This window comes from Mucilaginibacter sp. L3T2-6, assembly GCF_030519355.1.
Lineage (GTDB): Bacteria > Bacteroidota > Bacteroidia > Sphingobacteriales > Sphingobacteriaceae > Mucilaginibacter.
This window is the reverse complement of sequence record NZ_JAUMKC010000005.1, coordinates 143,566-168,132: the sequence shown is the minus strand read 5'-3', so window position 1 is coordinate 168,132 and position 24,567 is coordinate 143,566. Positions and strand designations below refer to the sequence as shown.

Below are 24,567 nucleotides of genomic sequence, written 5' to 3'. Positions count from 1 at the left end.
AGTATCATATACACCCTTGTTTGTAACCCAATTTTTTCGGAAGCGGCTGCCACTTTGTTAGGGCATATGCGATACGCCACTTCAATATACCCTGTTATAACCAACCATTCTGCAGCACTTCCTTAGCATGATAGGTCAATATCGCTGTGGCGCCTGCACGGCGGATACTGGTTAACACTTCGGTAACGGCGCGCTGCTCATTCAGCCAGCCTTTTTGTACGGCTGCTTTTAGCATAGCGTATTCGCCGCTCACATTATACGCTGCAACCGGTAATTCAGTATTATCCTTAATTAATTTTATTACGTCAAGGTAAGCCAGTGCCGGTTTTACCATCAGGAAATCGGCGCCCTCCAGTTCGTCCAGGTTAGCTTCAATCAAAGCTTCGCGCTGGTTGGCAGGATTCATCTGGTACGTTTTTTTATCACCGAACTTTGGTGCGGAATTTAATGCATCTCTGAATGGTCCGTAAAATGCGCTTGCATATTTTGCCGAGTAGGACATGATAGATACATTGGTAAACTTATTGTCGTCCAGTACCCTGCGGATATAGCCCACACGCCCATCCATCATGTCGCTTGGGGCAATAATGTCTGCCCCCATTTGCGCATGGGCCAATGCCATTTTACCAAGCACTTCGAGGGTCTCGTCGTTTAGTATCTCACCGTTTTCAACAATACCATCGTGTCCATCGCTGCTGTAAGGATCCATGGCTACGTCAGTAATCACACAAGCTTCAGGAAAATTCTTCTTAACCTCGCGGATCGCACGTAGGTAAAGGCTCTCTTCACGGTGGCTTTCGGTAGCATACTTATCTTTAAGCGATTCTTCGATGTTCGGGAACAGATCAAATGATTTCAGGCCAAGCTTCAGGCAGCTTTCTACCTCACGCAGCAGGTTATCTATCGAATAGCGATAAATGCCGGGCATAGATGCCACTTCGCTTTTTTGATGGTCACCGTCGATAATAAACAGAGGGAAGATCAGGTTGGCCGCGCTAACGTGCGTTTCCTGTACCATCTGGCGTATTACTTCGCTCTTTCGGTTTCTTCGTGGTCGTTGTAACATAGCAGTATTCCAACATTCCGCAGGGCATACGCCCTGCTTTTTCGGGAATGCCAAAGTTATAGAAACTGGGACATATAATAAGTTTAAAGAAATTTTATGTCTTAAAAATGATTGTTAGCTTACGGTCCATAGTTGATAGTGATGGCCGAAAGAACATTGCAGCCATTGTGGACTATGATCTACCGGCTATCGAGTCCCCCTCAGCACCTATGGCTTAAACAAATTGTACCAAACACAGCTTCGGCTAAGCCGGTTTCATCCGGTGAATAGGGCAGCGCGTATTTCACCCCTATTTCATCCAGCTTTTTCCCTGTTGATACGCCGATGGCAATTACCTTTTGGTCGGGATCAAGCAGGTTATCCACAAAATAAGCCTCTACGTTTGAAGGGCTGGTGAATACCATAATCTCGGCGCCGCTTGGCTGTACATTGTCTTCCAGGATAGTTTCGTAAACGGTAAGATCAATAATTTTAGTGTCAGGCGACAAGGCTTGCTGAATACTGCGCATAGAGTTTTCAGCCGATGGGAAAACCACGGTTTTTCCATCGGCCAATTCTGCAAATTCAGCTGCGACGTCGGCGGGGTCCACCCCGTCGCCGGTATAATCTACAAAATGACCTTTACGCCTTAGCATATCCTCTGATCCGCTGCCCATTACACCAAATTTTACCTTTTTGGGCAGTAATGGGTTTAGCTGAAAGAAATACTCCACAGCATTCTTGCTGCTAAAAAATATCCAGTCGGCATTTTTCAGAATGAAATTGTCCAGTTTGGTTATAACAGGCACCGTACGTATCAGGGAGCGTGCCTCAACTTCAATATCATGTTTTTCGAGCGCACGACGGAAGTAGCTGTTTTCAGAAAGCTCGCGGGATATAAACACCTTTAGCGGGAATTTGCGGTCGTTGCTATAAAACGTTAATACCTTTTGGGCAAGGCCATCAGTGGTTGGGCTCTGCAAGAACAGCCTGTCGGGGAAACCGTCGCCCTCGTCAGCTTTTGATGTAAAAACCTGGTAAACGCCATCGTGCTTGCGGCAATAACAACCCAAAGGCAGATGACATCCGCCGCCAAATAACTGCAGCAGCGTGCGTTCCACGGAAAGCTCTTCAGCTACATCCGGATGATTCAGCGCCTGCAAGGCATTGAATAACTCTTTATCGCTTTCGCGTATCTGTATAGCCAGCACGCCCTGCGCCGGGGCCGGAATCAGTTCAGTAGGCGTTAGTTCTTCTACGTAAAACTCACTAAGGTCGAGCCCGAGGCGGGTTACGCCGGCTTTGGCAATCATTATGGCATCATAATTCTCGCCACGTAATTTCCCAACACGGGTAGGCACGTTACCCCGAAGGTCCTGTATATCCAAATCCGGGCGGTAGGCCAGCAACTGCGCTTTGCGGCGGTTAGACGAGGTGCCTACTATGCCGCCATATTTAACAGAAAACTTCTGATGAACATCTACACAATCTTTCAGTATCAGCAGTAGTTCAGCGGGGTCTTCCCGTTCTGAAACTGCTGCGATAATGAGTCCCGGAGGGTTTTCAGTCGGCAAATCCTTATGCGAGTGCACCGCTAAATCGATGGTGCCGGCTAGTAATTCTTCTTCAAGTTCTTTAGTAAAAAAACCTTTTCCTTCCAGCTTATCAAAACTTAAATGAAGGATACGGTCACCCTGGGTTTTAATAATCTTAAGTTCTACATCAATGCCAAGGGCCGTAAGACTATCCTTTACAAAGTTGGCCTGCCAAAGCGCCAGGTCGCTGCCACGGGTTCCGATAATCAGTTTTCTATCCAAAGCGTTAATTTTTGCTCCTGCAAATTTAGGGTTTTACCAGATTGATAGCGGCAATTATTTAGTATATGAATGTTAGGTGACCAACAACACGTTTCCATTATACCACAAAGGTTCCATTCCTTTCCTGCTCCTGGTAGTTTTGTACGGTTTCAATCGCATTGTCTATCACGTCGCTCAACGCTACTATAAATGTACCGGATTTGGCCAGGCTCATAGAGTGTTTAATGGCATCAACTTCGTTGGGCACCACTTCGTATTGCTTATCCGGATCTACAGAATGAATACCTTCCAGCAATAGCCCCACAATGTTTTCAGCAGTGCGGCCGCGCAGGTGCTTTTCCTGCCGCAGGATGATATAATCAAACATTTCGGCCGATAGCTTCCCTAATTCGCGAATATCTTCATCGCGCCTGTCGCCGGTACCGGCTATTATGCCGATTTTGAGCGGCGAATCAATATGGGTTAAAAACTCTTTAATTCCCCTGAAGCCTGCCGGGTTGTGGGCAAAGTCAATCATGAAGCGAAAATCCCTGAAGTTGAAGATATTCATTCGTCCCGGCGTTTGTGCGGCGGACGGGATAAAAGTTTCCAGCGATATTTTAATGTCGTCCGTTTTAAAGTCGTAAAGATATGTGGCGAGCGTTGCGGCCAGCACATTCTCAATCATAAAGGGTACCGTGCCGCCAAATGTTACCGGTATAAGTGTGGTACGCTGTACGCGTATCTTCCAGTCGCCTTTTTGTATAGTTACAAAGCCATTTTCATAAATACAGGCGATACCGCCTTTTTTGCAGTGCGATTTTATAATGGGGTTATTTTCGTTCATGCTAAAGTAGGCCACCTTGCAATGGGCATTTTTGCCCAGGCGTACACAGTATTCGTTATCGGCATTAAGCACGGCCCAGCCATCTTTTTTTATAGCGTCAACCACTACGCCTTTTACGCGGGTAAGGTCATCGAGGGTATGAATATCTGCCAGGCCAAGGTGATCTTCCTGGATGTTGGTTACCACGCCTATATCGCAAAATCCAAAGCCAAGGCCGGCGCGCAGGATGCCGCCGCGGGCTGTTTCAAGCACAGCAAAGTCAACTGTCGGGTCTTTCAGGATAAATTCCGCGCTTACCGGGCCGGTCGTGTCGCCCTTCAGCATCATGGTATTCTGTACATAAACGCCGTCTGAGGTGGTAAAACCCACCCTATGGCCTTCATTTTTCACGATATGTGCTATAAGACGCGTAGTAGTAGTTTTACCATTGGTGCCCGTGATGGCAATGATCGGTATGCGGGCCGATTTCCCCGGAGGGTACAGCATATCAATAACATGCCCGGCCACATTGCGCGGCAGGCCTTCGCTTGGCGCTATATGCATGCGGAAGCCCGGGGCCGCATTCACCTCCAACACCACGCCGCCGTTTTCGGTAAGTGGCTCGGTCAGGTTTTCGGCCATAATGTCAATGCCGCAAATATCCAAACCGATGATTTTCGAAATACGCTCGCAAATAAAAATATTTTGCGGGTGCACATGGTCGGTAACGTCTACTGAGGTGCCGCCGGTACTCAGGTTTGCAGTTGATTTTACAAATACCTTTTCGCCTTTGGCAGGCACGGTCTCTAAAGTATAACCCTTCTTTTCGAGCAGGTCTAGCGTATCGCGATCGACAGAAATCAGGGTGAGCACATTTTCGTGACCATAGCCCCGGCGCGGGTCAGTGTTTTCTTTGTCGATGAGCTGCTGTATGGTTGATATGCCATCGCCTTTAACATGAGCCGGATCGCGCAATGCGGCAGCCACCATTTTGTTGTCGATAACCAGCACGCGAAAATCATATCCGGTAACAAACCGTTCCACAATTACCCGGCGGGATATGCGCGAGGCATGCTCGTAAGCGGCAATGGCATCTTCGCGCGTTTTGATATTGATGGAAATGCCGCGGCCGTGGTTGCCATCCAGCGGTTTAAACACCAGCGGGAAACCAACTTTGCGAATGGCTTCGTCTACGCCTTCTAATGATGATATAGTAATGCCTTTAGCAACCGGAATGGCCTGCTCCTGCAGCATCCGTTTGGTTTCATCTTTATTGCTGGCAATGTCTACAGCGATGCTGCTGGTACGCTCCGTCATAGTGGCTCGAAAGCGCACCTGGTTTTTACCGTAACCCAACTGCACCAGCGACTGGTTATTGAGCCTTATCCAGGGTATGTCCCTGGCAATGGCTTCTTCTACGATAGAACCTGTGCTCGGCCCCAGGCGGGTATTTTCACGTATCTCGCGCATTTTCTGAATGTCGCGGTCAAGGTCGTAATCTTCCCCTTTGATTAGCGCTTCCGCAATTTTTACTGCTGATTCTGCTGCAAAGACACCCACTTTCTCTTCTACATAATTAAAAACCACATTGTAAACGCCTTTGGTTTTGGTTTCGCGCGTCCGCCCGAAACCGGTATCCATGCCGGCAAGGGTCTGTATCTCTAACGCGATATGCTCAATTACATGCCCCATCCAAGTACCCGCAATAACACGCTGAAAAAAACCACCCTCAACACCTGGCGAGCAGCGGTGCGAATACAAACTGGGCAGCAGTTTTTCAAGCCTGTCATAAAAACCCTCGATGGTATTTGTCGGGCGGTCTTCCATCTCCTGCAGGTTCAGCCGCATCTGGATTAATTTCTTCCTGTTTATGCTCCAGATATTGGGGCCGCGAAGAACTTGTATATTTTCTATTTTCATAAGTATGTTGCAGTTGTGTTGCGAAGTAATTTCTCTTAAAGCTAATTAACTTCGGCCTTTAACAAAACTTTTCCGCCAAAAAAGGGATTATTATTTACAAATACCTGTGTTTATGGCCGTTTTTATTTTAATTTGTAGGATGATGGTGAATAGTTGACTAAGTGAGTGTTTGCTTAAGTTAATATTTAATAAAATTAGCTCAATAACCGCTGGTCACTCAATCAACTTAGTCAGCATAATCTAATTTAATCGACTGAAAAATGACTGTCCCGAAGGGTAAACTGATAATTATCGGCGGCGCCGTCGACATGAATACGAACTTAACTGCTCAGGAAAATATTGTAAAGCCTGACCACCTTAAGTTTTTTGAGCATGGCATCCTGAAGCGCATTATTACGGAGTCGGCTAAGCAAACCGCATCGGTTGTGGAGGTCATCACTACCGCCTCGCAAATACCCGAACTGGTGGGAGAGGAATACAAAGAGGCTTTCGGCTACCTGGATGTAACAGTAGGTGTGCTCGATATCCGCAGCCGCGAGGATGCAGCCAGCCCTGAATACCTGGAGCGTATCCGTAAATGCGATGTCGTAATGTTTAGCGGCGGCGATCAGTTAAGATTAAGCTCGATATTTGGCGGCACTGAATTTTTGAGCATATTAAAAGAGCGCTATGAGAATGAGCATTTTGTAATTGCAGGCACATCGGCAGGGGCGGCAGCAGCTTCCACCAACATGATTTACCGCGGCCAAAGCAGCAAGGCGCTGATAAAGGGCGAGGTACAAATTACCGCTGGCCTCGGCTTTATCGACTCGGTTATTATTGACACGCATTTTGTTCAGCGCGGACGCATCGGCAGGCTGCTGTATGCTGTGGCCAGCAACCCGGGAATGCTGGGTATTGGCTTGGGTGAGGACGCCGGATTACTGATAACCGGCGGAACCATGATGGAAGCCATAGGCTCGGGCCTTACCATATTGGTTAACGGCCGCAAAATGGCAGAAACGAATATCTACGACGTGGAAATGGGCATGCCGGTATCCATCAAAAATATGCGGGTAAGCGTAATGTCTATTTTTGACAAGTACGATCTGTTACAAAATCAGCTCATCATCAAACAATCGGCCAGGGCCGAGGATTCTGTAGCCCATGTGACAGGGTTGGGAAGCTGATAAGAGATCAGTTAATTAGAGACTGAAGATTAGTGCCGGACCAGGCATGCGTTTGTCTTTCCGGATTAAAAATCAAAAACATGAAGATTATAATCCACGGTGGGTTTTTCAGCGAATCGCAGACAAATCAGGAAGTAAAGAAGGCCAAGCAGGACGCGCTGGCAGAGATAGTGAAGCTTGGCCATAAATACCTGCAAACCCATACGGCTGTTGAAACGGTGGTATATACCACCTGCCTGCTCGAGAACTGCGAACTTTTCAACGCAGGCACCGGTTCGCAGATACAGAGCGACGGCAAGATAAGATTAAGTGCCTCGCTAATGGATGGCAAAACCATGCGCTTTTCGGGTGTAATCAATATCGAGGATGTAAAAAACCCCATCTGCATAGCTGAAAAATTAATGCCTTTTGATGACCGGGTCTTAAGCGGCAATGGCGCCCTCGCATTTGCCCGCGAAAATGGCTTTAAATATTATAACCCGGAAATACCCCAACGCCGCAAGGAATACGAGAAAAAGCTTAGTGATTCCGTCCGCCTGGGGACGGTTGGTTGTGTAGCGCTGGATGTATACGGCAATCTTGCTGCCGCAACCTCAACAGGGGGTAAGGGCTTTGAAATACCCGGGCGCGTAAGCGACTCGGCTACTACCGCGGGTAATTATGCCAATGCACTTGCCGGTGTATCATGCACCGGCGTGGGCGAGGATATTGTAAGCGGAGCGGTAGCATCAACTATTGTAACCCGGGTAACCGACGGTATGCCCCTGGCTCTTGCCACCGAAAAAACACTAAACGAACTGAAGCCCTACGATGGCTTTGCCGGCATTATCGGCATATCCGCCACCGGGGAAATTTATCATGCCGATACGCATCCGTATATGGTTTGGGCATCGTATGATGAGAAGGTGGAAGTATTTGCTTGAAATAAACAGTATGAATTTACAATGATATCTCGCTTGACCCGAATAAATTTATCTTCATAAAGGTTCCCAAAGCTATTATCTAATGCCTATATTTATCTTATGTATTATAAAGTAGCTGCTCAAGAGTCTAAAGAGCCTTCGACGACACGGGTGGTATCTGAGTGTCCATTTTGCCAAACTAAAGGCACTTTTGACATATTAAGTCCTAAGGATTTGTGGCTAGACCGACAGGCGATAGCGGGAATAAGATATTGTCCTAATCAAGACTGTAGGGGTTTGATTTTTTTTATTTTAACAGGCAAAGGATTAAATATATATCCACCTATAAAAATCTCTATAAATCGAGAAAAAATTCCTGGAAATATTATAAAAATTTTCGACGAAGCCGTTACCTGTCATGCGACTGAATGTTATATAGCATCAGGCATGATGTTGCGAAAGACCTTAGAGGCCATTTGCGAAGACAAAAAAGCTCCCGGTGCAAATCTCCATCAAAAGCTTAGGTCCTTAAGCAAATTGATAACCGTTCCCAATGCTTTAATCGATAGCATGCAGGTTTTAAAATTAATGGGAAACGACGCTGCTCATATAGTCGCAAAAGATTTTGAAGAAATTGGTAAGAATGAGATAGAAATATCTATTGAATTAGTCAAGGAAATTTTAAAGGCAGTCTATCAACTGGATGACTTACTAGAAAAGCTTAATAAGTTGAGAAAAGTGCCAAACGACGCTTCTACATCTTGACACCAGGTATTTACCTAGCATTTAATTTACTACCATGAAAATAAAACTGACCCTTTGGGGCTTGCTTGTTACGGGTACTGTGGCCTGTGCACAGCAAAAAGACATAAAGGACATCGCGGCAGTAAATCCGCCGGATGTTGCGCTTGGCACATTGAAATACCTGGCTTCCGACGAGCTTAAAGGGCGTAATATAGAACGACCTGAAATAGATACCGCTGCCCAATATATAGCCGATCAGTTTAAGGTTGCAGGCGCAAAGCCCCTAAAAGGTGCTGAAGGGTATTTTCAGCTTTTCGACCTGAAGATGATAACGCCATCTAAATCGGGGACCATAACCTTAGGAACAACAACTTTTAAAACCGGTGTTGACGCCGCCCAGGTAAATGCCCTGGATGTAAATGTAAATGCCCCGGTTGCTTACGGAGGTAAAGGCTCAAAAGAAGAATTAGCTCCGTTGGATGTTAAGGGAAAAGTAGTACTGCTGGATATGGGCAAGGTTGACCAAAGCAATATGTCGAAGCTATACCGTGAGGTGGCAGACCTGCAGAAAATGCTTAAAGATAAAGGCGCTGCCGCATTGGTTGAGCAATGGGATGCGGCGCCCGGCTTCTGGAACGAAATGTCCGGCTACCTGTCAGGAAGCAAACCGGTGGAGGAAGCTCAGGCCCATTTACTGCCCGCAATATTGATAAACAGTACAGCGCTTGATGATGCCATTACAAAACCTGGAATAACGGCCGGCATTGCTATAACAGGCACAAAAACCCGCACCCTCGCGCTTAAAAATGTGATGGCTTATATTCCTGGTACGGATGCTGCATTACGCGGGCAATACCTTTTGCTGTCCTCGCATTACGACCATTTGGGTGTAACGTCAAGCCCCAAACAGGAAGATGGCAAACTTGACAGCATTTACAATGGCGCCCGAGACAATGCTTCAGGTACCGCAGCCATAATAGCGGCTGCGCGGTATTTCGGCAAGCATCCGGCGAAACGCTCCATACTTTTCATCGCTTATACTGCAGAGGAAGAAGGACTGTTGGGCAGCGCCTATTACGCAGCGCATCCCGTGTTGCCACTGAAACAAACTGTGTATAACCTGAACATCGATAATGCAAGTTACAATGATACCACCCTGATATCGCTTGTTGGTATTGGCCGCACCAGCGCCGACCCGCTCATTAAAAAAGCCTGTGCTGCATACGGGTTGCGTGTTGGCGGCGATCCAACCGGCGGTCAGCTATTTTCCGGAAGTGATAATTATCCGCTGGCAGGTAAAGGTATTCCTGCACCTACTTATAGCCTTGGCATGAAGACCTTTGATGAAACAATTACTAACCGTTATCATCAGCTTAGCGATGAATTTGATAACATGGACAAAAACTATGTTATGAAGTTCTTCGAATCATATACGCTGGCTGCCAAATACATCGCTGATGAGCCGGGCCAGCCCACATGGACGGCAAATGATGAGTATGAAAAGGCATGGAAGGCATTGTTCGGCAAGTAGCGACACAACATTAATAAGCTCTGTAACCCGGGTATGTGTTCCTGTATAGCAGAAATAAAAAGCGCCGCTGGGATCTTCTCAGCGGCGCTTTTTTGTCTTATCTTTCGGGCTTTCCGGACCTATTTCAACTCAAAACTTGTCTTTCCCATAGTGTATCCATCAGCATATAACAAAACGGTGTATGAGCCTTTCTGAAAAGCTGACGGGTTTATCCAGTCGATAGTATAACCGCTGCCGTCGTCTTTAAACTCAATGGCTGTTTTATAGGTATATTGTAAATCCTGGCCGTCCGCATTAAAGGTTCCTGAATCGCTGCCCGTAATCAGGTTCCCGGTAGGATCGATTACACGCAGATAAATATCGTGCATGTTTTTTTCAGCCACAGAATTGGCAGCTATCGTAAAGTTTATTTTAATCTTTTTGGCAACCTTGGAGCGTTTGGTGTCCACCTCTTTGCCGCTCCCCTTTATTTTGTAGGCTACCACATCTACAGTGGCAATCTTTAAGGCAGATGCTATCTTAACAGTTTTACCCAGATCAGCATTTTGTTTGCTAAGGGCGCTGTCTCTTTTAGCGGCGGTGGCCAGGTTGGTTTTTAAAGTATCCCTTTCATTGGTCAATGCGGCGTTTTGTTTCTTCAGCTCCTCAATTTGCGCGGTAAATGTTGTTACGTTATAACGTAGCTGCTTTATGTCTTCCTGTGCACTTTTCAGTTCGGCAGCGGTTAATTTTCCCTGGGCAAGCTTGGAACGCAGTACCCTGATCTGTGCTTTCAGCGAATCGTTTTTTGCCTGCAGTGCCTGAGACATCTTAGCTTTTCCGGCATTAACCTGTTCTATCTGCGCCTCAAGGCTGTCAAGTTCCGTTTGCAGCCTGGTCCGTTCATCGTTCTGGTAAACTATTTTTGTATCGGATTTATTCTTCTGCAAATACAAGTACACATCCGTAGCAAGCAAAGCCAATACTACCACAATAAGGAAGTATATGACATTTGAGTTTTTTTTGGGCTGTTGGCTTGTGGTATCTTCCATAACAATTTGATGTTTTAAATGTTCAATAATACTAAACGTGTACCGGCTTTGTACTTAAATAAATGTTATAACTTATTTGTTTTAACTTTTTTTAAGTATTAATCAGGGGTTTATAATTATTGATTTTATCGCATATTATCCAATCAAGCGGGAAATATATAACGCTATTACGCTGTAAATGGTATAATATGGCGTTTAAGATTTGTTAAAAATAAACACAATAAGATTAAAACACAAAATACGGTCAATTATTATAAACTATACTAAAACAGGCAGGCAACGAGTTTTATATCTTTGCAGCTTTTAAAAATTCTGTTTGATGCGCATAAAACGGCTGGTGATTCTTCTGATTTCTATTTTAATATTTTGTACACATGCACGGGCGCAACTAAAGCCAGCGATTGATTCAATATCCGATGAAAAAGAGGCGATTGCCGATACCCTGCCGCCAAAGCGGGAGTTCAGGGGTGTTTGGATAGCCACCGTTGAAAATATTGACTGGCCAAGCAAACCCGGCTTGCCAACCGACCAGCAAAAACAGGAGATGATCGATCGCCTGAATGCCCATCAGCGCCAGGGCATTAACGAAGTGATGTTTCAGATACGGCCAGCCGCCGATGCATTTTATGCCAAAAGCCGCGAGCCATGGTCCAAATGGCTCACCGGAAAACAGGGACAGGGGCCTAATCCGTCATACGACCCGCTTGAATTCGCCATAACAGAAGCGCATAAGCGCGGCATGGAACTGCATGCCTGGTTTAACCCATACCGCGCCACAAATGATGGAAGGTTTTCTCTGCTGAGCCCGGCCCATATCACGCGGATAAAACCTGAATGGTTTTTTACCTACGGAGGAATTAAATTATTTAATCCGGGGATTCCTGAAGTTCGTGACTACATCGTGAAGGTGTTTTTGGATGTAGTTGATAATTATGATATCGACGGTGTACATATGGATGATTATTTTTATCCATACCCAATCGACGGACAAAAAATTAATGATGCCCAAACATTCGCCGAATACGGACAGGGCTACGATGATATTAAAGACTGGCGCCGCCATAATGTAGACACGCTGATACAAATGCTGAGCGACAGTATACAGGCGCATAACCCCAGGGTAAAATTTGGTATAAGTCCGTTTGGCATATGGGCTAATAAATACCAAAACCCCGAAGGCTCTGCAACACATGGGGGCTCATCTAATTACGAACTTTATGCTGATTCCCGCAAATGGGTGAAAGAGGGTTGGGTGGATTATATTAATCCGCAGCTATACTGGCCGCTCGGCGACCGCTCAGCTGCTTTTGATACCTTAGTGAACTGGTGGAGCGACAACACCTACGGACGGCATTTATATATAGGTATGGCGGCTTACCGTATAAACGAGCGCAAGGTTAACAAGTTTAAAAATCCCGCACAAATGCCCGACCAGATAAAATATCTGCGTGCTAACCCAAGGGTGCAGGGGAGCGTGTATTTTAGCTCCAAATCTTTAATAAATAACCCGCTTGGCTTTGCTGACTCACTAAAAGAGAACTATTATAAATACCCGGCCCTGCCGCCGGTGATGCTATGGCTGGATTCTATTCCGCCTAACGCTCCTCAAAACTTTACGGCAACGCCAATGCTGCATAGCGTACAGCTAAAGTGGACGACACCTCTGCCGGCAAAAGATAACGAAACCGCTTATGGCTATGTTGTTTACCGCTTCGAAGAAAAGGAGAAGATTAACCTGAACGATCCGAAGCATATTCTGCATATCCAATATAATAACAGTACCTCCTTTGTGGATGACAGCGTACCGAGAGGCAAAACCTATATGTATGTCGTCACCGCGCTGGACAGGCTAAAAAACGAGAGCGACCCCTCGCCAACCATTGCCGGTACGGCGAAGTAGACAGGTACAGATATTATTTTAACTCCTTCACCGCAATCAGCACGCTCGGTCTCCAGCTCTTTACATCCGGGTTAACACCCACCGTCATTAAAAATTTACCGCTATAGGTCGACGGTTTAATAGTGGAACGAGATCCCGGCATAACATTCACTTCCTCGACTCTATATTTTTTTTCCGGGTCGAGCCCCTTGAGCCTGATAGGCGCATTAGACTCTGTGCCAACGCGCCAGTTTACCAAATAATTGAACATGATGGCAGAACTTTTAGCCTGATCGACGTAGATGACCGAGGCGATATCATTCTCCCGCGGGTCTTGTAAGTGGTACTGATCGCCATGCCAGATGGCTTCACTAAATTGTTTATAGGTGTTTACTGCTGCCTGGCAAAAGGCAAGTTCATTAGGTTTCAGCTTCCCTACCACAATATCAAACCCCAGCTTGCCCATCATGGCTACATCAACCCTGAATTTTATCGGCTGTTTGCCCCAATCGGTTACATGGTTTGAGCTGGTTAGGGCAGGATAAAAATAGGAGTTCTCCCATTGTATAAAAATCCGCTCGAGAGGGTCCGTGTCATCGCTTGGCCAGTATTCGGTAAAGTAATGCAGCGCGCCATAGTCAACACGGCCGCCGCCGCCGGAGCAGAGCATCATCGGCACTTTGGGATACTTGGAGCGCAAACGGTCGAGTACCTTGTACAGGCCAAAAACGTAATCGGTATAAAAGTTGGATTGATTTTTTTCGTAAGCCGAGTTAGCGTTAAAAATCACTGAGTTACAATCCCACTTAATATAGGCCAGGTCTGGATTTTTAGTAAACAGGCCATCAACTACGCCAAAAACAAAATCCTGCACAGCAGGGTTGGTCAAATCAAGTACTAACTGGTTGCGCATATATATTTCCGGACGCTGCGGTTGCTTTACTACCCAGTCAGGATGTTTCTCATATAGCTCACTTTTGGGATTAACCATTTCCGGCTCAACCCAAATACCGAATTTCACACCGTTCATATTGGCCTCTTTTACCAGGTAGCCTATGTCATGGGGTAGTTTGGCTTTATTCTCCTGCCAGTCGCCCAGGCCGGCATGATCGCCGTTGCGGGGATATTTATTGCCAAACCAACCGTCGTCCAGCAGAAACAAATCAACGCCTAGCTTTTTGGTGTCCTTCAAAAGGCTGGCCAGCTTATCCTCATTAAAATCAAAATAAGTTGACTCCCAATTGTTTAGCAACGTTAACCTTGGTCCTTCGCCATCTGCAATTTTATACTTGCGTGCCCAGTTGTGAAAGTTATGGGTAGCTTCGCCTTTCCCCTTATCGCTCAGTGTGTAAACAAATTTTGGCGTTTCAAGATCGCCTCCTGCTTTAAGAACATAATCGGAAGCGTAGTTATTTATACCTGCGATCAGGCGTAAATGATTAGAGGGGTCAACCTCAAAATCGAGCCTGAAGTTACCGCTCCATTCCAGGTTGCCGTACATTACCTCGCCCGATTCTTCGGTTGCTGATTTGCCCAACGAAAGCATAAAGGTAGGCGGCTGGAAAAGATCGGCACGTGTTCCGAGTTTAGAATCGATCGTTTTTATACCGTTTGATAAGCGTTCTTCCTCCGGCTTCATTTCCTGAGCCCAGTCGCCATGATAATGTTTCAGCCAGTACTCGCTGCCTTGCAAACAAAGGTTTGCCGACGCATATTTATTAAGCACTACGCTTTTTTTCTCGCGGTTTTTTATTACGCTCCATTGCTCGGTAACGTTTTCGTCGTAATAGGTTTTATAGTTAAGCGTCACCTCAAAATTATAAACGGGGTCTTTTAAATTAATGCTCAGCAGGCTCACATCGTCACTAATTTTTGTGACGGTGTGATTTACATATTTCAAGTCCAGCGACTTATTGCCGTCGGCATGGGTTACCTGTATAGCCGGCTCTACCAGGTTGCTTGTACCGGCAGTTGTATAGGCGTTGTTATAGGAACCAATGGTGCCGCTAAAGTTGTTGAGGCCGCCGATATTTTTATACTCGTCTTTATTGCCGAGCCGGCCACCGAAATACACCATATTTAAAACCCGGTCGTTACCCACTTCAAGTACCAGGGCGTTGTCTTTGGTTTCTACCGGTATCACTACAGATTGCGCCCTTGCCGATGCTATCATGGCTAAAGACACAATTATTCCGCTAAACAAACCTTTTGAGCCTATTTTATTCATGTTAATATGTGTTGGTTCAGTTTACTGAATTGGTATAGATTACGCCGTCCTTCATCACCAGCTTTACCTGCTTCACCGCTTTGATGTCTTCCGCAGGGTTCCCTTCAACGGCAATAATATCGGCAAGATAGCCGCTTTTTATATATCCGAGGTTATTTAATTTAAAAATTGTCGCATTGACACTTGTAGCCGACCGTAATACATCGATTGGCTTCATACCATACTCGGCCATCAGCACCATTTCGCGGGCATTATCGCCATGGCTGAACACGCCAACATCGCCGCCCATTAAAATTGCCACGCCCGATCGCAAGGCCTCGGTAAACATTTTGTGCTTTTGTTTTACAGCTTCCGGTTCTGCTCCAACGCCCTTTTTCCATCCGGCATAGCTCAGTATGGCTTCCGTTGCGGCTAACGTCGGGCACAGGGCTATCCCTTTTTCTTTCATTAGCTTAAACAGTTCGGGTGTGCCGCCATCGCCATGTTCAATAGTAGTTACCCCTGCCGCTATCGACCGGCGCATGCCCTCTTCCGTACCGGAATGAACCGCCACCATGCGGCCGCTGCTTTTGGCAACCTCAACAGCTTTCTTAAGCTCTTCTTCGGTAAACGTGGGTGCAGTAACCTCATTTTCTCCCCAGCGGTAATCGGCATAAATTTTAACTACATCAGCGCCATAGCCAATTTGCGAACGAACCACACGGGTTATCCCATCAATCCCATCCGCTTCCTCGGCGCCTTTTATAACTGTGGCTTCGGCTACATTACTTTTGGGGCCATAACTCCCTGTCGCCACTATTGCGCGTGTGGCCACCAGCATACGCGGGCCGGGAATAACACCCTTATTAATGGCGGCCTTTAAGCCCGCATCATCATAACCGGCGCCCTCGGTACCCAAATCACGCACGGTTGTAAAACCTGCCATTAATGTGGCCTTTGCATGCTCCACAGCCCGTGCTGTACGTTCTGCCCGGCTTTCAGTCAGTAACTGGTTATTCCAGGTAGTTTCGTTATAAGGATGAAGGAATAAATGTGAATGTCCTTCAATCATTCCCGGCATTAAGGTTGTTCCTTTAAGTTCAATTATTCTGGCTGAAGAGGGGGCGCTTATACTGCCAGGCTCGCCGGCGGCTTCAATATGCCTGCCTTTTACCAGTACCCACCAGCCGCTGTGCATTTGTTGTCCATCGAACACACGATCGGGTTTAAGCAGCATAAGCGTGTCTGTTGTTTTTGGCTGCGCAACGGACACATTAACCAGCAGGAGCAGTGCAAGTGAGAACTTGATTATTTTCATCATGTTAAGCGCAGATAAGTATTAGGAGACCTGGAAAGCAAGATATTAAAATTATTTTTAATACCATGCAACCATTTGCTTAGCCTTTTCATCTTACCTTTAAATGATGTTTTTGGAGCATAAATATACTATTGACGAACTGATAAAAAGATGTAAGGCCAACGAGCGCAAAGCGCAGGAGTTGCTTTACAAGCAATTTGCTTCGAAAATGCTGGGCGTTTGTTTACGCTACGCGACTGACCGGATGGAAGCCGAAGATATGCTGCAGAACGGGTTTATTAAAGTATTCCAGAAGATAGAAGATTATCGCGGCGAGGGCTCGTTTGAAGGGTGGATACGGCGGATCATGGTCCACAGCTCGATAGAATATTACCGCAAATATCATAAAATGGTGCAGTTGGTGGATGTAGAGCAGGTCGATTCACATTCATCAGTGGATGCTCTGGCCACCTCAAAGCTTGCCGCAAATGATTTAATGGCACTGGTACAGCAATTGGCTCCGGGTTACCGCATTGTTTTTAACTTATATGCCATAGAAGGTTATTCGCACCGCGAGATAGCAGAGATGGCTGGAATAAGTGAAGGCGCGTCGAAATCGCAATTGTCAAGAGCCAGGGCGGTATTAAAAGAACAAATTGCAAAAATGGAAGGTAAAAGATATGGATATGCAGGATAAAGAATTTGACAGCTTATTTCGTTCCAAACTGGAAAACTTTAAGGCAGAGCCTACCTCGCAGGTTTGGCTGGGCATAACCGAGCGGCTCGACGGCAAACAACGTTATCGCACATTGCTCCCCTGGCTGAGCATTGCAGCCAGCATTACTATACTGGCAGCCGCCGGAATATTATTTATCCCGCAGAAAAAACCTGCCGGTGTAAAACATCCTGCTAAAAATGCTATTGTAAAGACGCGGCCGCCTGTTATGAAGCCGGAACCGGTTATACGGCAAGCGGAGTCAAAAACATCCGGAGCACGCGAGGCCCCTCCGGTTAACCAGTTAGTGCATGTAAAGGCAAAGCCGGTTAACCAGGCTATAAAAGTACATGAAGCTGCGGCGGTTATTGAAAATGCGGGAAAGCATAATGAGCAATCCGTATTGGCAGTTGTTGAGCAGAAACCGGAACCTATAAGCCCGGTTTTGCCATCCGATGCTACGCCAATAATCACCAGGCCGTTGATAACCGATAGCCAGGCATCAACTCAAAGCATAACGGCGGCAACTGTTCCGGCTGCCGGCAAGCAGGAAGCGGACCAGCCAAAGCCCAAACGCAAAGTACACGGCATAGGCGGATTTTTGAATACGGTAATTGCAGCTGTAGATAAGCGGAAAGATAAAATAATAGAGTTCAGCAATTCCGATGATGACGAATCATCAAATATATCGGCAGTGAACCTGGGGATTTTAAAATTTAAAAGAGATAAAGAAAAATAAATGAGTTAATTAAGTTGATTGGGTGAGCGGTTGATTACGGCGGCAAGGTGTACATGTTGCCGGCGATAGTTAACTGAGCGGAGTGTACATAATGCTTTTCATTTTCAATCAACATCATACAACAGCTCAAACAACCAAATAACAATAACACAAAAATGAAACGATTAATATACACAGCAGTACTAAGCTTATCGGTATACGGCGCTATTGCGCAAAATTCATCTGATAGCACGAGAAGTCAAAAGGACTCTACCAAGGAACATGGCTTTCATTTTTACGCCGGTTATGGCGAAGAAGGCGAACACAGGCGCAGGCATGATACTACCACTTACAATGAACACGCTTACCCGCGCTTTTCGTTCGGGCTTACTTTTTCGCGATTCGATTTAGGTTTGGCTACCCTGATCGATAATGGCAGCTTTACCCTGTCGCCTGCCAATAACTTTTTACGGTACCGCTCATGGAAAACCAGTAATGTAGGCTTTGATTTGGTGCAGATGGGCGTTCGGTTTAGCCCGAACTTTAAAATTTATCTTTCCGGCGGGTTCGACTGGACGCTGATACGCCTGCGGGAAGATATTACCATCCTGCCAAACCAGCCGGTGCTCACCTATCGCCAGGATGATATCCATTATAGTAAAAACCGCTTTTCATCCAGCTACCTGCGCATCCCGCTCTCATTTGATTTTCGCACCAACGAAGATTCACGCGGCAAAAGAGCACACTTTGTCTTCGGGCCGGATGGCGGCTTCCTGCTGAATGGAAGGGTAAAACAAATCAGTCATGAAAACGGCAAGCAAAAGTTTGACGACGATTACCACTTCGCCCACTTCCGCTATGGGGGCTTTGTTCGCATGGGCTATGGCGATTTAGGCATCTTCGCCAAATATTATTTCAACGATATGTTCGAGAACAGCCCCGCCCAGAAAGGCCTGAAGAATTTCTCTTTCGGGTTTACTTTGGGATTTTAATTGTTGAAACGTTGGAATGTTGTAAAGTTGAAAGGTTATGAGCTGTCTAAAAAAATAAATATACCAGTTTTAGCCCCACCTAAACCCTCCCCGGAAGGGAGGGCTTAAAATATTTCTAAGCTAAAGTCTCCCCATCGGGGGAGATTTAGAGGGGGCTAATGCCCTGTAATAATTATTGGCAACCGTTTTTAGACAGTTTCTGAGAATATCACAAAAAACAACATTCCAACCTTACAACAACGCTCATAAATTCACCCTGTCGCCATGAGCCTTCGGCTCGGATATTACCAGGAAATGCAAATCTTCAGCGGCATTATTGGATATACGGTGGCGTGTTTCTGGCGGTATATGAATGGATTGGTTAGCCGCAACCGTAAAAATTTCGCCCGCTACCTCAAACGTTGCTGTGCCGGAAAGAACATAAAATACCTGCTGTGCATGATGATGAAAATGCAGTTGCTCTCCCGTTCCCGGCGGCATACGTTCCTGTATTATACTTAAGCTGTCTGACCTGAGCAAATGCCAGCCATCGCAATTATTACCCCAGGTGTAATGCTCGGCGTTTTGGGTTGATGTTATCATGGTAGTAATTCCTCCGCTTAACAGTGTTGGGATCAAATATAGCACAGTAAGCAATTAATCGCTGTGTAACTTTAATCATCGGCTTACGTTTAGTATTCCCAATGTAAATTTCCACTTCTCTTATTTGGATTTAATTTAAATAAGCAATACATTTGAGCACGATTTTAACTAATGATATGACGCTTTCAGAACTTGCACCTGGTGAATTTGGAATTGTTAAAGAGTTTACAGATTTAGAAATGTCGGTAAAGCTGATGGAGATGGGGTGCTTGCCCGGCGAGCCGGTTACCGTTTCGCGTGTTGCTCCCCTTGGCGACCCTATTGCTATCAATGTGTCAGGCTACCAGCTTAGCCTTCGCAAATTCGAAGCGTCAACCATTATATTGCAGTAGTATCATCAAAAATTGAAAGCCGATATAAGAGTTGCACTCGTTGGAAACCCAAACACCGGTAAATCAACTCTTTTTAATACATTAACCGGGCTTAATCAAAAAATAGGCAACTTTCCGGGTGTTACAGTTGATAAGAAAACCGGGTTTTGCACACTGGCCGACGGCCGCGTTGCCGAAATAATTGACCTTCCGGGCACTTACAGCCTCTATCCTAAAAGCAAGGACGAATCTATCGTATTTTCTGTCCTCGCCGATAAAGCAAATACGCATACACCCGACCTTGTGGTTGTTATCCTGGATGCCACAAATTTAAAACGCAATCTGTTGCTTTACAGCCAGGTAGCAGATCTGAAAATTCCGGTTATTATTGCGCTGAATATGATCGACCTGTCGAAAAAAGCAGGCATCAGCATCGATATCGACTTATTCGCCAAAAAGCTTGGCGTACCGGTCGTCCCTATCTCGGCGCGAAAAGTTGAGGGTATCGATAAATTAAAATCCGCTATAAGCTTTGCAAATAAAGTGGCTTTACAGGAAGCCTCCATTGATGTGGAGGCAATTGCACCGGGGTTAATTGCAAAAATACGTGAAGACCTTAAGGTAGACAATCCATACCTGGCCTTACAACTGGCGCATCAGCATGAAACAGTAAAGTTTTTAACCCCCGCTGAAAGCGATCATATAGAACAACTGGAAAAAGAATATTCCTTTCACTCTCAGAAAGCGCAGGGGGCTGAAACCATCGCGCGATATAATTTTATCAATGATTTGCTATACGACACTGTGAAAGTGCCGGAAACTGCCAAAGACGAGACCCATAGCAATAAAATTGATAAAGTACTAACTCACCGGGTTTTCGGACTGTTTATTTTTTTAGGGATATTGTTGTTTATGTTCCAGTCCATTTTTGCGTGGTCGGCCTGGCCGATGGAAAAAATTGGCGATGGCTTTGCATGGCTGCAAAATTACCTGCACAGTATTCTGCCGGATGGCCCCCTGGTTGGCCTTGTGGTAGACGGTGTTTTAGGCGGCTTGAGTGGTGTAATGGTATTCATCCCACAAATAGCGATACTGTTTGCCTTTATCTCGATATTGGAGGATACCGGTTATATGGCCCGGGTTACCTTTATGATGGATAAGCTGATGCGCAAGGTTGGCCTTAACGGTAAATCTGTTGTTCCGCTGATAGGCGGATTTGCCTGCGCGGTGCCATCCATCATGAGTACGCGTACCATCGAAAACTGGAAGGACCGTATGATCACTATTATGGTAACGCCGCTGGTGACCTGCTCTGCACGCTTGCCAATTTATGTGTTGCTGATAGGGCTGGTGGTTCCCAACCGTAATGTCTGGTGGGTATTTAACCTGCGAGGGCTTGCGTTGACCGGCATGTATATTTTCAGCCTGATATCAGCTATAATCGTTGCGTTTGCATTTAAGCTGATATTAAAAGGCCGTGAGCGTGGTTATTTTATTATGGAATTGCCGGTATACCGCATGCCGAGATGGAATAACGTTGCCTTTAGTATGTATGACCGTTCTAAAGCGTTTGTTTTACAGGCCGGTAAGGTTATCATAGCCGTTTCGGTCATCCTTTGGGTACTGGCCTCGTACGGGCCCGGCGACCGTTTCGACAGGATCGAACAAAAATATAAACAACCGCAATACGCCAAACAGCTTAGCCCCGAAGATTTAACCCGTAGCATTAATTCCGAAAAGCTGGAGAATTCCTACGCAGGTACGCTCGGTCACTTCATTGAACCTGTGATAAAACCGCTCGGTTTCGACTGGAAAATAGGTATAGCGTTGATAACATCTTTTGCCGCGCGCGAGGTATTTGTCGGAACGATGGCCACTATTTACAGTGTGGACGGGAATGCAGATAAGATAGAGTCGGTGCAGCAGAAAATGGGGTCGGCTAAAAATCCGGAAACGGGCCAGCCGGTATTTACACTGGCCGTTGCCTTTTCATTAATGATGTTTTATGCCTTCGCCATGCAATGTGCCAGCACCATGGCCGTAGTTTACCGCGAAACCAAAAACTGGCGCTGGCCCGCTATCCAATTTGCTTATATGACTGTGTTAGCATATACGGCAAGCTTTGTGGCGTATCATCTGTTGAGGTAATCATATTCGGGTGGTATCGCACACGGCTATGTTTAACTTATTCCGCTTTCTTAAACACAGATAGAAAAAGCAACGTGTTGGGTTTGGTCTCAAAACGCTCCGGGTAGCTGTCGCCTGCCAGGTTATAGCAGATTGTGAGCTGGCCGTTTTCATATTTATAAATAGCGGTAAAATGCTTGCCGGCGTTCACGCCGTCCTTTCCATAAATATCCATCTTGTTACCCTCGCCATATTTAAGTTCACCTTTGTCAACCGATTCCGCGGTAACAACATAGGTATTATCTTTAATAATCAGGGTTTGTTTTTCGTAGACCGAAGCTGGAAAAGGTTTCCCGGCGAATTCCTGGCTGACAGGTTTCCAGGCACCGTTTAAGTCATTGGTTTTACTGCCGGTAAGGCCTGCTATCAGTAAACATATAATGGCCAATGTTTTCATAACTGATTGATTTTTAGAGGAAATGGAGAGAACTAAATTATGGAAAAATATTTAAAATATAATACAAATGCATTGGGGCGTAATCGAAATTATAGTTAGCCTCAGTTTGTCGGAAAAGTAATAATTTAGCTGCATGATCAACGTCAGCATCGTTCAGTTTACGCCGGAGTTTGGCCGGCCCGGACACAATTTGCAACAGATTGAGCGCCTGGTGGAGAACTTAACTACAGACGTTGTTGTGTTGCCGGAGTTATGTACTACGGGCTATTCTTTTATTTCGAAAGAAGAAGCTTTTGCTGCCGCCGATTCACCGGACAGCTATACTCTGGATATTTTCCGTAAAATTGCATCAACCAGGCAAGCCCTGGTTATTGCGGGCTATGCAGAAAAAAGTGGCGACAATGTTTACAATTCGGCCCTGATAGCAATGCCTGGCGGCGAAATAAAAGTCTACCGCAAAAGCCATTTATTTTATCGAGAGAAGGAATGTTTCGATAAAGGAGATTCCGGTTTTTTTGTAATAAATCATCCGGTTAAAGATTGTAAAATCGGCGTGATGGTATGCAACGACTGGCGCTACCCTGAAGCGGCCAGGAGCCTGGCACTGCTCGGAGCTGATGTAATTTGTTGCCCGTCTAACCTGGTAAGTACCGTATGGCAAATTGGCATGGCCGCACGGGCACTCGAAAACAAGGTGTATCTGGCTGTGGCTAATCGCTGCGGTACCGAAGTCCGTCAATTGCCCGATGGCACGCGGCAAACGCTGCTATTTAACGGCGGAAGCGTTTTATATGATTATAACGGGCAGGCGCTGGCAAAAGCCAATACAACTGAAACGAAAGTGATTACCCTGCAAATTGACCCAATTGCTACCCGTGATAAACATTTTAATGCGTTTAATGATCTGCTGAAGGATAGACGGACAGATTTGTATATAGGCTAATTCTATCTGTAAAAAAGTTGCACTATATTTCTGCAGGCGGTTCCACAAAATGCCATAATACACCTGCAATATCAACTATGCAAACTTCTTTTCCATAAGGCTGCTCCACCACGGTCCCTATCTTAATTCCATATTTTTCGGCCACCTTATTTTCAACCAGGTTATTTCTGAACTCTGCGGCATTGCTTATGCCTACCGCCATCATAAAATGCTGTACGCATTCGCCGCTGTCGTAATTCTGCAAAAAGAATTTACAACCATCTTTTTCGAAACCAGCAAAATGTCCGGCATCAAAAGTCATATCAAAGCCTAAATCCTTAAACAGGTCTTTTGATCTTTCATAATCTTTACCCGAAGGGACAAATGCACGTATATCTAAAAAGTTCATAATAAGATTTCTGTCGCTTTTAACAATTTGCTGTCACTTATCAAATGTATAAAAGTATACCGGCAAATGCGAGCACTTTTTGCTGACTTAGGTCTATGGTTAAGGAGGACATCCATTTTCAAAATCGTCCGCCTTTGTATCACTGACCGTTCGGAAACGAACAGTTTCGTAGTTTAATAAAAATTTATTTATTTGATTATCAATTAGTTAAAATATAGGTATCAATATTGGCATAGGTGTATCAAATTACAACACGATGATGACCGCCGATAACAGATTGAACGAAATGTGGGAGGGCTGCCTTAAAAATGACCGTAAGCAGCAGGAGCTTTTATACAGAACCTTAGCACCGCGAATGCTGGCTGTTTGCATGCGCTATGCCCACGATAAAGACGAGGCCCAGGATATTTTACAGGAAGGGTTTATTAAGATGTTTAAAAACGCACATAACTATCGTGGGGACGGGAACCTGGAAGGCTGGATTCGCCGCATCATGGTTCATTGCGCCATATCGCGGTACCGCAAGCTGAAGCCAATGGTGTTGGTTGATGATTTTACCGAAGAAAACAGCGGTTCTGCCAGTGGCTATAATGCCCATGGCCTTGAGGCGAAGGACCTGATGCAAATGATACAACAACTGCCGCAAACTTACCGCTCGGTATTTAACATGTACGCTATTGAAGGTTACTCGCACCAGGAGATCGGCAATAAGCTGGGCATGACGGAACTGCTGTCGCGCACTAACCTGCATCGGGCGCGTGCAATTTTGAAGGATATGGTAAAAAAGCTCACCGTAAACGAAATGCACTACATGGCCGGATAACCTGCATATTAAAAATCAATTCATATAACTCCCTTAACCCGAAAGCGACTGCTGTGAGCAGTCGCTTTTCTTTTGCCGGCTATTCTGCAGGCATCGGATCGCCCC

21 protein-coding genes are annotated in these 24,567 nt (G+C 45.7%); 12 read left to right on the top strand and 9 right to left on the bottom strand.

Annotated elements, in window-relative coordinates:
* Positions 1-94 precede the first annotated feature (94 nt).
* The 3 genes from hemB to cphA form a co-directional block, all read right to left on the bottom strand.
* The gene (hemB, locus tag Q3W13_RS07935; protein WP_302862709.1) at positions 95-1,066 is read right to left on the bottom strand and encodes a porphobilinogen synthase; all 972 of its coding nucleotides are present in this window, start codon (positions 1,064-1,066) and stop codon (positions 95-97) included.
* 200 nt (positions 1,067-1,266) lie between these two features.
* Positions 1,267-2,862: a hydroxymethylbilane synthase gene (hemC, locus tag Q3W13_RS07930; protein WP_302862708.1), complete on the bottom strand. Its 1,596-nt coding sequence runs from the start codon at positions 2,860-2,862 to the stop codon at positions 1,267-1,269.
* A 97-nt stretch (positions 2,863-2,959) separates the two neighbouring features.
* Positions 2,960-5,587, bottom strand: coding sequence for a cyanophycin synthetase (gene cphA, locus Q3W13_RS07925; protein ID WP_302862706.1), 2,628 nt, complete (start codon positions 5,585-5,587; stop codon positions 2,960-2,962).
* A 260-nt stretch (positions 5,588-5,847) separates the two neighbouring features.
* On the opposite strand from cphA, the gene Q3W13_RS07920 reads away from it, so the two are divergent.
* The 4 genes from Q3W13_RS07920 (at position 5,848) to Q3W13_RS07905 (ending at position 9,933) form a co-directional block, all read left to right on the top strand.
* Positions 5,848-6,756, top strand: coding sequence for a cyanophycinase (locus Q3W13_RS07920; protein WP_302862704.1), 909 nt, complete (start codon positions 5,848-5,850; stop codon positions 6,754-6,756).
* A gap of 80 nt (positions 6,757-6,836) precedes the next feature.
* Positions 6,837-7,679, top strand: coding sequence for an isoaspartyl peptidase/L-asparaginase (locus Q3W13_RS07915; protein WP_302862702.1), 843 nt, complete (start codon positions 6,837-6,839; stop codon positions 7,677-7,679).
* A gap of 99 nt (positions 7,680-7,778) precedes the next feature.
* Positions 7,779-8,423 carry a DUF4145 domain-containing protein gene (locus tag Q3W13_RS07910; RefSeq protein ID WP_302862701.1) on the top strand — a complete coding sequence of 215 codons (645 nt, stop codon included), beginning with the start codon at positions 7,779-7,781 and terminating at the stop codon, positions 8,421-8,423.
* A gap of 34 nt (positions 8,424-8,457) precedes the next feature.
* On the top strand, positions 8,458-9,933 hold the full coding sequence (locus tag Q3W13_RS07905; RefSeq protein WP_302862699.1) for a M28 family metallopeptidase: 1,476 nt from the start codon (positions 8,458-8,460) through the stop codon (positions 9,931-9,933).
* Between the two features lie 119 nt (positions 9,934-10,052).
* On the opposite strand, the gene Q3W13_RS07900 is transcribed toward Q3W13_RS07905, so the two are convergent.
* A complete protein-coding gene (locus Q3W13_RS07900; RefSeq protein WP_302862698.1) occupies positions 10,053-10,964 on the bottom strand; it encodes a hypothetical protein in 912 nt (303 codons plus the stop codon).
* A 319-nt stretch (positions 10,965-11,283) separates the two neighbouring features.
* Here Q3W13_RS07900 and Q3W13_RS07895 point away from each other — a divergent pair, with 319 nt between their 5' ends.
* Complete coding sequence (locus Q3W13_RS07895; protein ID WP_302862697.1) at positions 11,284-12,864, top strand: glycoside hydrolase family 10 protein; 1,581 nt, start codon at positions 11,284-11,286, stop codon at positions 12,862-12,864.
* A 13-nt stretch (positions 12,865-12,877) separates the two neighbouring features.
* On the opposite strand, the gene Q3W13_RS07890 is transcribed toward Q3W13_RS07895, so the two are convergent.
* Positions 12,878-15,070 carry an alpha-galactosidase gene (locus tag Q3W13_RS07890; RefSeq protein WP_302862696.1) on the bottom strand — a complete coding sequence of 731 codons (2,193 nt, stop codon included), beginning with the start codon at positions 15,068-15,070 and terminating at the stop codon, positions 12,878-12,880.
* 16 nt (positions 15,071-15,086) lie between these two features.
* Positions 15,087-16,370, bottom strand: coding sequence for an amidohydrolase family protein (locus Q3W13_RS07885; protein ID WP_302862693.1), 1,284 nt, complete (start codon positions 16,368-16,370; stop codon positions 15,087-15,089).
* A 103-nt stretch (positions 16,371-16,473) separates the two neighbouring features.
* On the opposite strand from Q3W13_RS07885, the gene Q3W13_RS07880 reads away from it, so the two are divergent.
* From Q3W13_RS07880 to Q3W13_RS07870, 3 genes are all read left to right on the top strand, one after another.
* Positions 16,474-17,043 carry an RNA polymerase sigma factor gene (locus tag Q3W13_RS07880; protein WP_302862934.1) on the top strand — a complete coding sequence of 190 codons (570 nt, stop codon included), beginning with the start codon at positions 16,474-16,476 and terminating at the stop codon, positions 17,041-17,043.
* Complete coding sequence (locus tag Q3W13_RS07875) at positions 17,003-17,800, top strand: hypothetical protein (protein ID WP_302862691.1); 798 nt, start codon at positions 17,003-17,005, stop codon at positions 17,798-17,800. The genes Q3W13_RS07880 and Q3W13_RS07875 overlap by 41 nt, the downstream gene beginning before the upstream one ends.
* 155 nt (positions 17,801-17,955) lie before the next feature.
* A complete protein-coding gene (locus tag Q3W13_RS07870; RefSeq protein ID WP_302862690.1) occupies positions 17,956-18,771 on the top strand; it encodes an outer membrane beta-barrel protein in 816 nt (271 codons plus the stop codon).
* Positions 18,772-19,014: 243 nt separating this feature from the next.
* Here Q3W13_RS07870 and Q3W13_RS07865 read toward each other — a convergent pair whose 3' ends face one another.
* Positions 19,015-19,353: a cupin domain-containing protein gene (locus tag Q3W13_RS07865; RefSeq protein ID WP_302862688.1), complete on the bottom strand. Its 339-nt coding sequence runs from the start codon at positions 19,351-19,353 to the stop codon at positions 19,015-19,017.
* Between the two features lie 176 nt (positions 19,354-19,529).
* Here Q3W13_RS07865 and Q3W13_RS07860 point away from each other — a divergent pair, with 176 nt between their 5' ends.
* Together Q3W13_RS07860 and feoB are read left to right on the top strand one after the other, a co-directional pair.
* Complete coding sequence (locus Q3W13_RS07860; protein ID WP_302862687.1) at positions 19,530-19,745, top strand: ferrous iron transport protein A; 216 nt, start codon at positions 19,530-19,532, stop codon at positions 19,743-19,745.
* A 12-nt stretch (positions 19,746-19,757) separates the two neighbouring features.
* Entirely contained in the window at positions 19,758-21,872 is a 2,115-nt protein-coding gene (gene feoB / locus Q3W13_RS07855) for a ferrous iron transport protein B (protein ID WP_302862685.1), read from the top strand.
* A gap of 37 nt (positions 21,873-21,909) precedes the next feature.
* Here the strand turns inward: feoB and Q3W13_RS07850 are convergent, their stop codons facing one another.
* Positions 21,910-22,308 carry a TIGR03067 domain-containing protein gene (locus tag Q3W13_RS07850; RefSeq protein ID WP_302862683.1) on the bottom strand — a complete coding sequence of 133 codons (399 nt, stop codon included), beginning with the start codon at positions 22,306-22,308 and terminating at the stop codon, positions 21,910-21,912.
* A gap of 133 nt (positions 22,309-22,441) precedes the next feature.
* Between Q3W13_RS07850 and Q3W13_RS07845 the strand changes: the two genes are divergently transcribed.
* Positions 22,442-23,251 carry a nitrilase-related carbon-nitrogen hydrolase gene (locus Q3W13_RS07845; protein ID WP_302862681.1) on the top strand — a complete coding sequence of 270 codons (810 nt, stop codon included), beginning with the start codon at positions 22,442-22,444 and terminating at the stop codon, positions 23,249-23,251.
* A gap of 22 nt (positions 23,252-23,273) precedes the next feature.
* On the opposite strand, the gene Q3W13_RS07840 is transcribed toward Q3W13_RS07845, so the two are convergent.
* Positions 23,274-23,639: a hypothetical protein gene (locus Q3W13_RS07840; RefSeq protein ID WP_302862680.1), complete on the bottom strand. Its 366-nt coding sequence runs from the start codon at positions 23,637-23,639 to the stop codon at positions 23,274-23,276.
* A 256-nt stretch (positions 23,640-23,895) separates the two neighbouring features.
* Between Q3W13_RS07840 and Q3W13_RS07835 the strand changes: the two genes are divergently transcribed.
* Entirely contained in the window at positions 23,896-24,462 is a 567-nt protein-coding gene (locus tag Q3W13_RS07835; RefSeq protein ID WP_302862678.1) for an RNA polymerase sigma factor, read from the top strand.
* Positions 24,463-24,567 lie beyond the last annotated feature (105 nt).

Coding starts and splice junctions, on each gene's coding strand:
- hemB (WP_302862709.1), bottom strand. CDS start 1,066: ATGTTACAACGACCACGAAGAAACCGAAAGAGCGAAGTAATACGCCAG.
- cphA (WP_302862706.1), bottom strand. CDS start 5,587: ATGAAAATAGAAAATATACAAGTTCTTCGCGGCCCCAATATCTGGAGC.
- Q3W13_RS07920 (WP_302862704.1), top strand. CDS start 5,848: ATGACTGTCCCGAAGGGTAAACTGATAATTATCGGCGGCGCCGTCGAC.
- Q3W13_RS07915 (WP_302862702.1), top strand. CDS start 6,837: ATGAAGATTATAATCCACGGTGGGTTTTTCAGCGAATCGCAGACAAAT.
- Q3W13_RS07910 (WP_302862701.1), top strand. CDS start 7,779: ATGTATTATAAAGTAGCTGCTCAAGAGTCTAAAGAGCCTTCGACGACA.
- Q3W13_RS07905 (WP_302862699.1), top strand. CDS start 8,458: ATGAAAATAAAACTGACCCTTTGGGGCTTGCTTGTTACGGGTACTGTG.
- Q3W13_RS07900 (WP_302862698.1), bottom strand. CDS start 10,964: ATGGAAGATACCACAAGCCAACAGCCCAAAAAAAACTCAAATGTCATA.
- Q3W13_RS07895 (WP_302862697.1), top strand. CDS start 11,284: ATGCGCATAAAACGGCTGGTGATTCTTCTGATTTCTATTTTAATATTT.
- Q3W13_RS07890 (WP_302862696.1), bottom strand. CDS start 15,070: ATGAATAAAATAGGCTCAAAAGGTTTGTTTAGCGGAATAATTGTGTCT.
- Q3W13_RS07885 (WP_302862693.1), bottom strand. CDS start 16,370: ATGATGAAAATAATCAAGTTCTCACTTGCACTGCTCCTGCTGGTTAAT.
- Q3W13_RS07880 (WP_302862934.1), top strand. CDS start 16,474: ATGTTTTTGGAGCATAAATATACTATTGACGAACTGATAAAAAGATGT.
- Q3W13_RS07870 (WP_302862690.1), top strand. CDS start 17,956: ATGAAACGATTAATATACACAGCAGTACTAAGCTTATCGGTATACGGC.
- Q3W13_RS07865 (WP_302862688.1), bottom strand. CDS start 19,353: ATGATAACATCAACCCAAAACGCCGAGCATTACACCTGGGGTAATAAT.
- Q3W13_RS07860 (WP_302862687.1), top strand. CDS start 19,530: ATGACGCTTTCAGAACTTGCACCTGGTGAATTTGGAATTGTTAAAGAG.
- Q3W13_RS07850 (WP_302862683.1), bottom strand. CDS start 22,308: ATGAAAACATTGGCCATTATATGTTTACTGATAGCAGGCCTTACCGGC.
- Q3W13_RS07845 (WP_302862681.1), top strand. CDS start 22,442: ATGATCAACGTCAGCATCGTTCAGTTTACGCCGGAGTTTGGCCGGCCC.
- Q3W13_RS07840 (WP_302862680.1), bottom strand. CDS start 23,639: ATGAACTTTTTAGATATACGTGCATTTGTCCCTTCGGGTAAAGATTAT.
- Q3W13_RS07835 (WP_302862678.1), top strand. CDS start 23,896: ATGATGACCGCCGATAACAGATTGAACGAAATGTGGGAGGGCTGCCTT.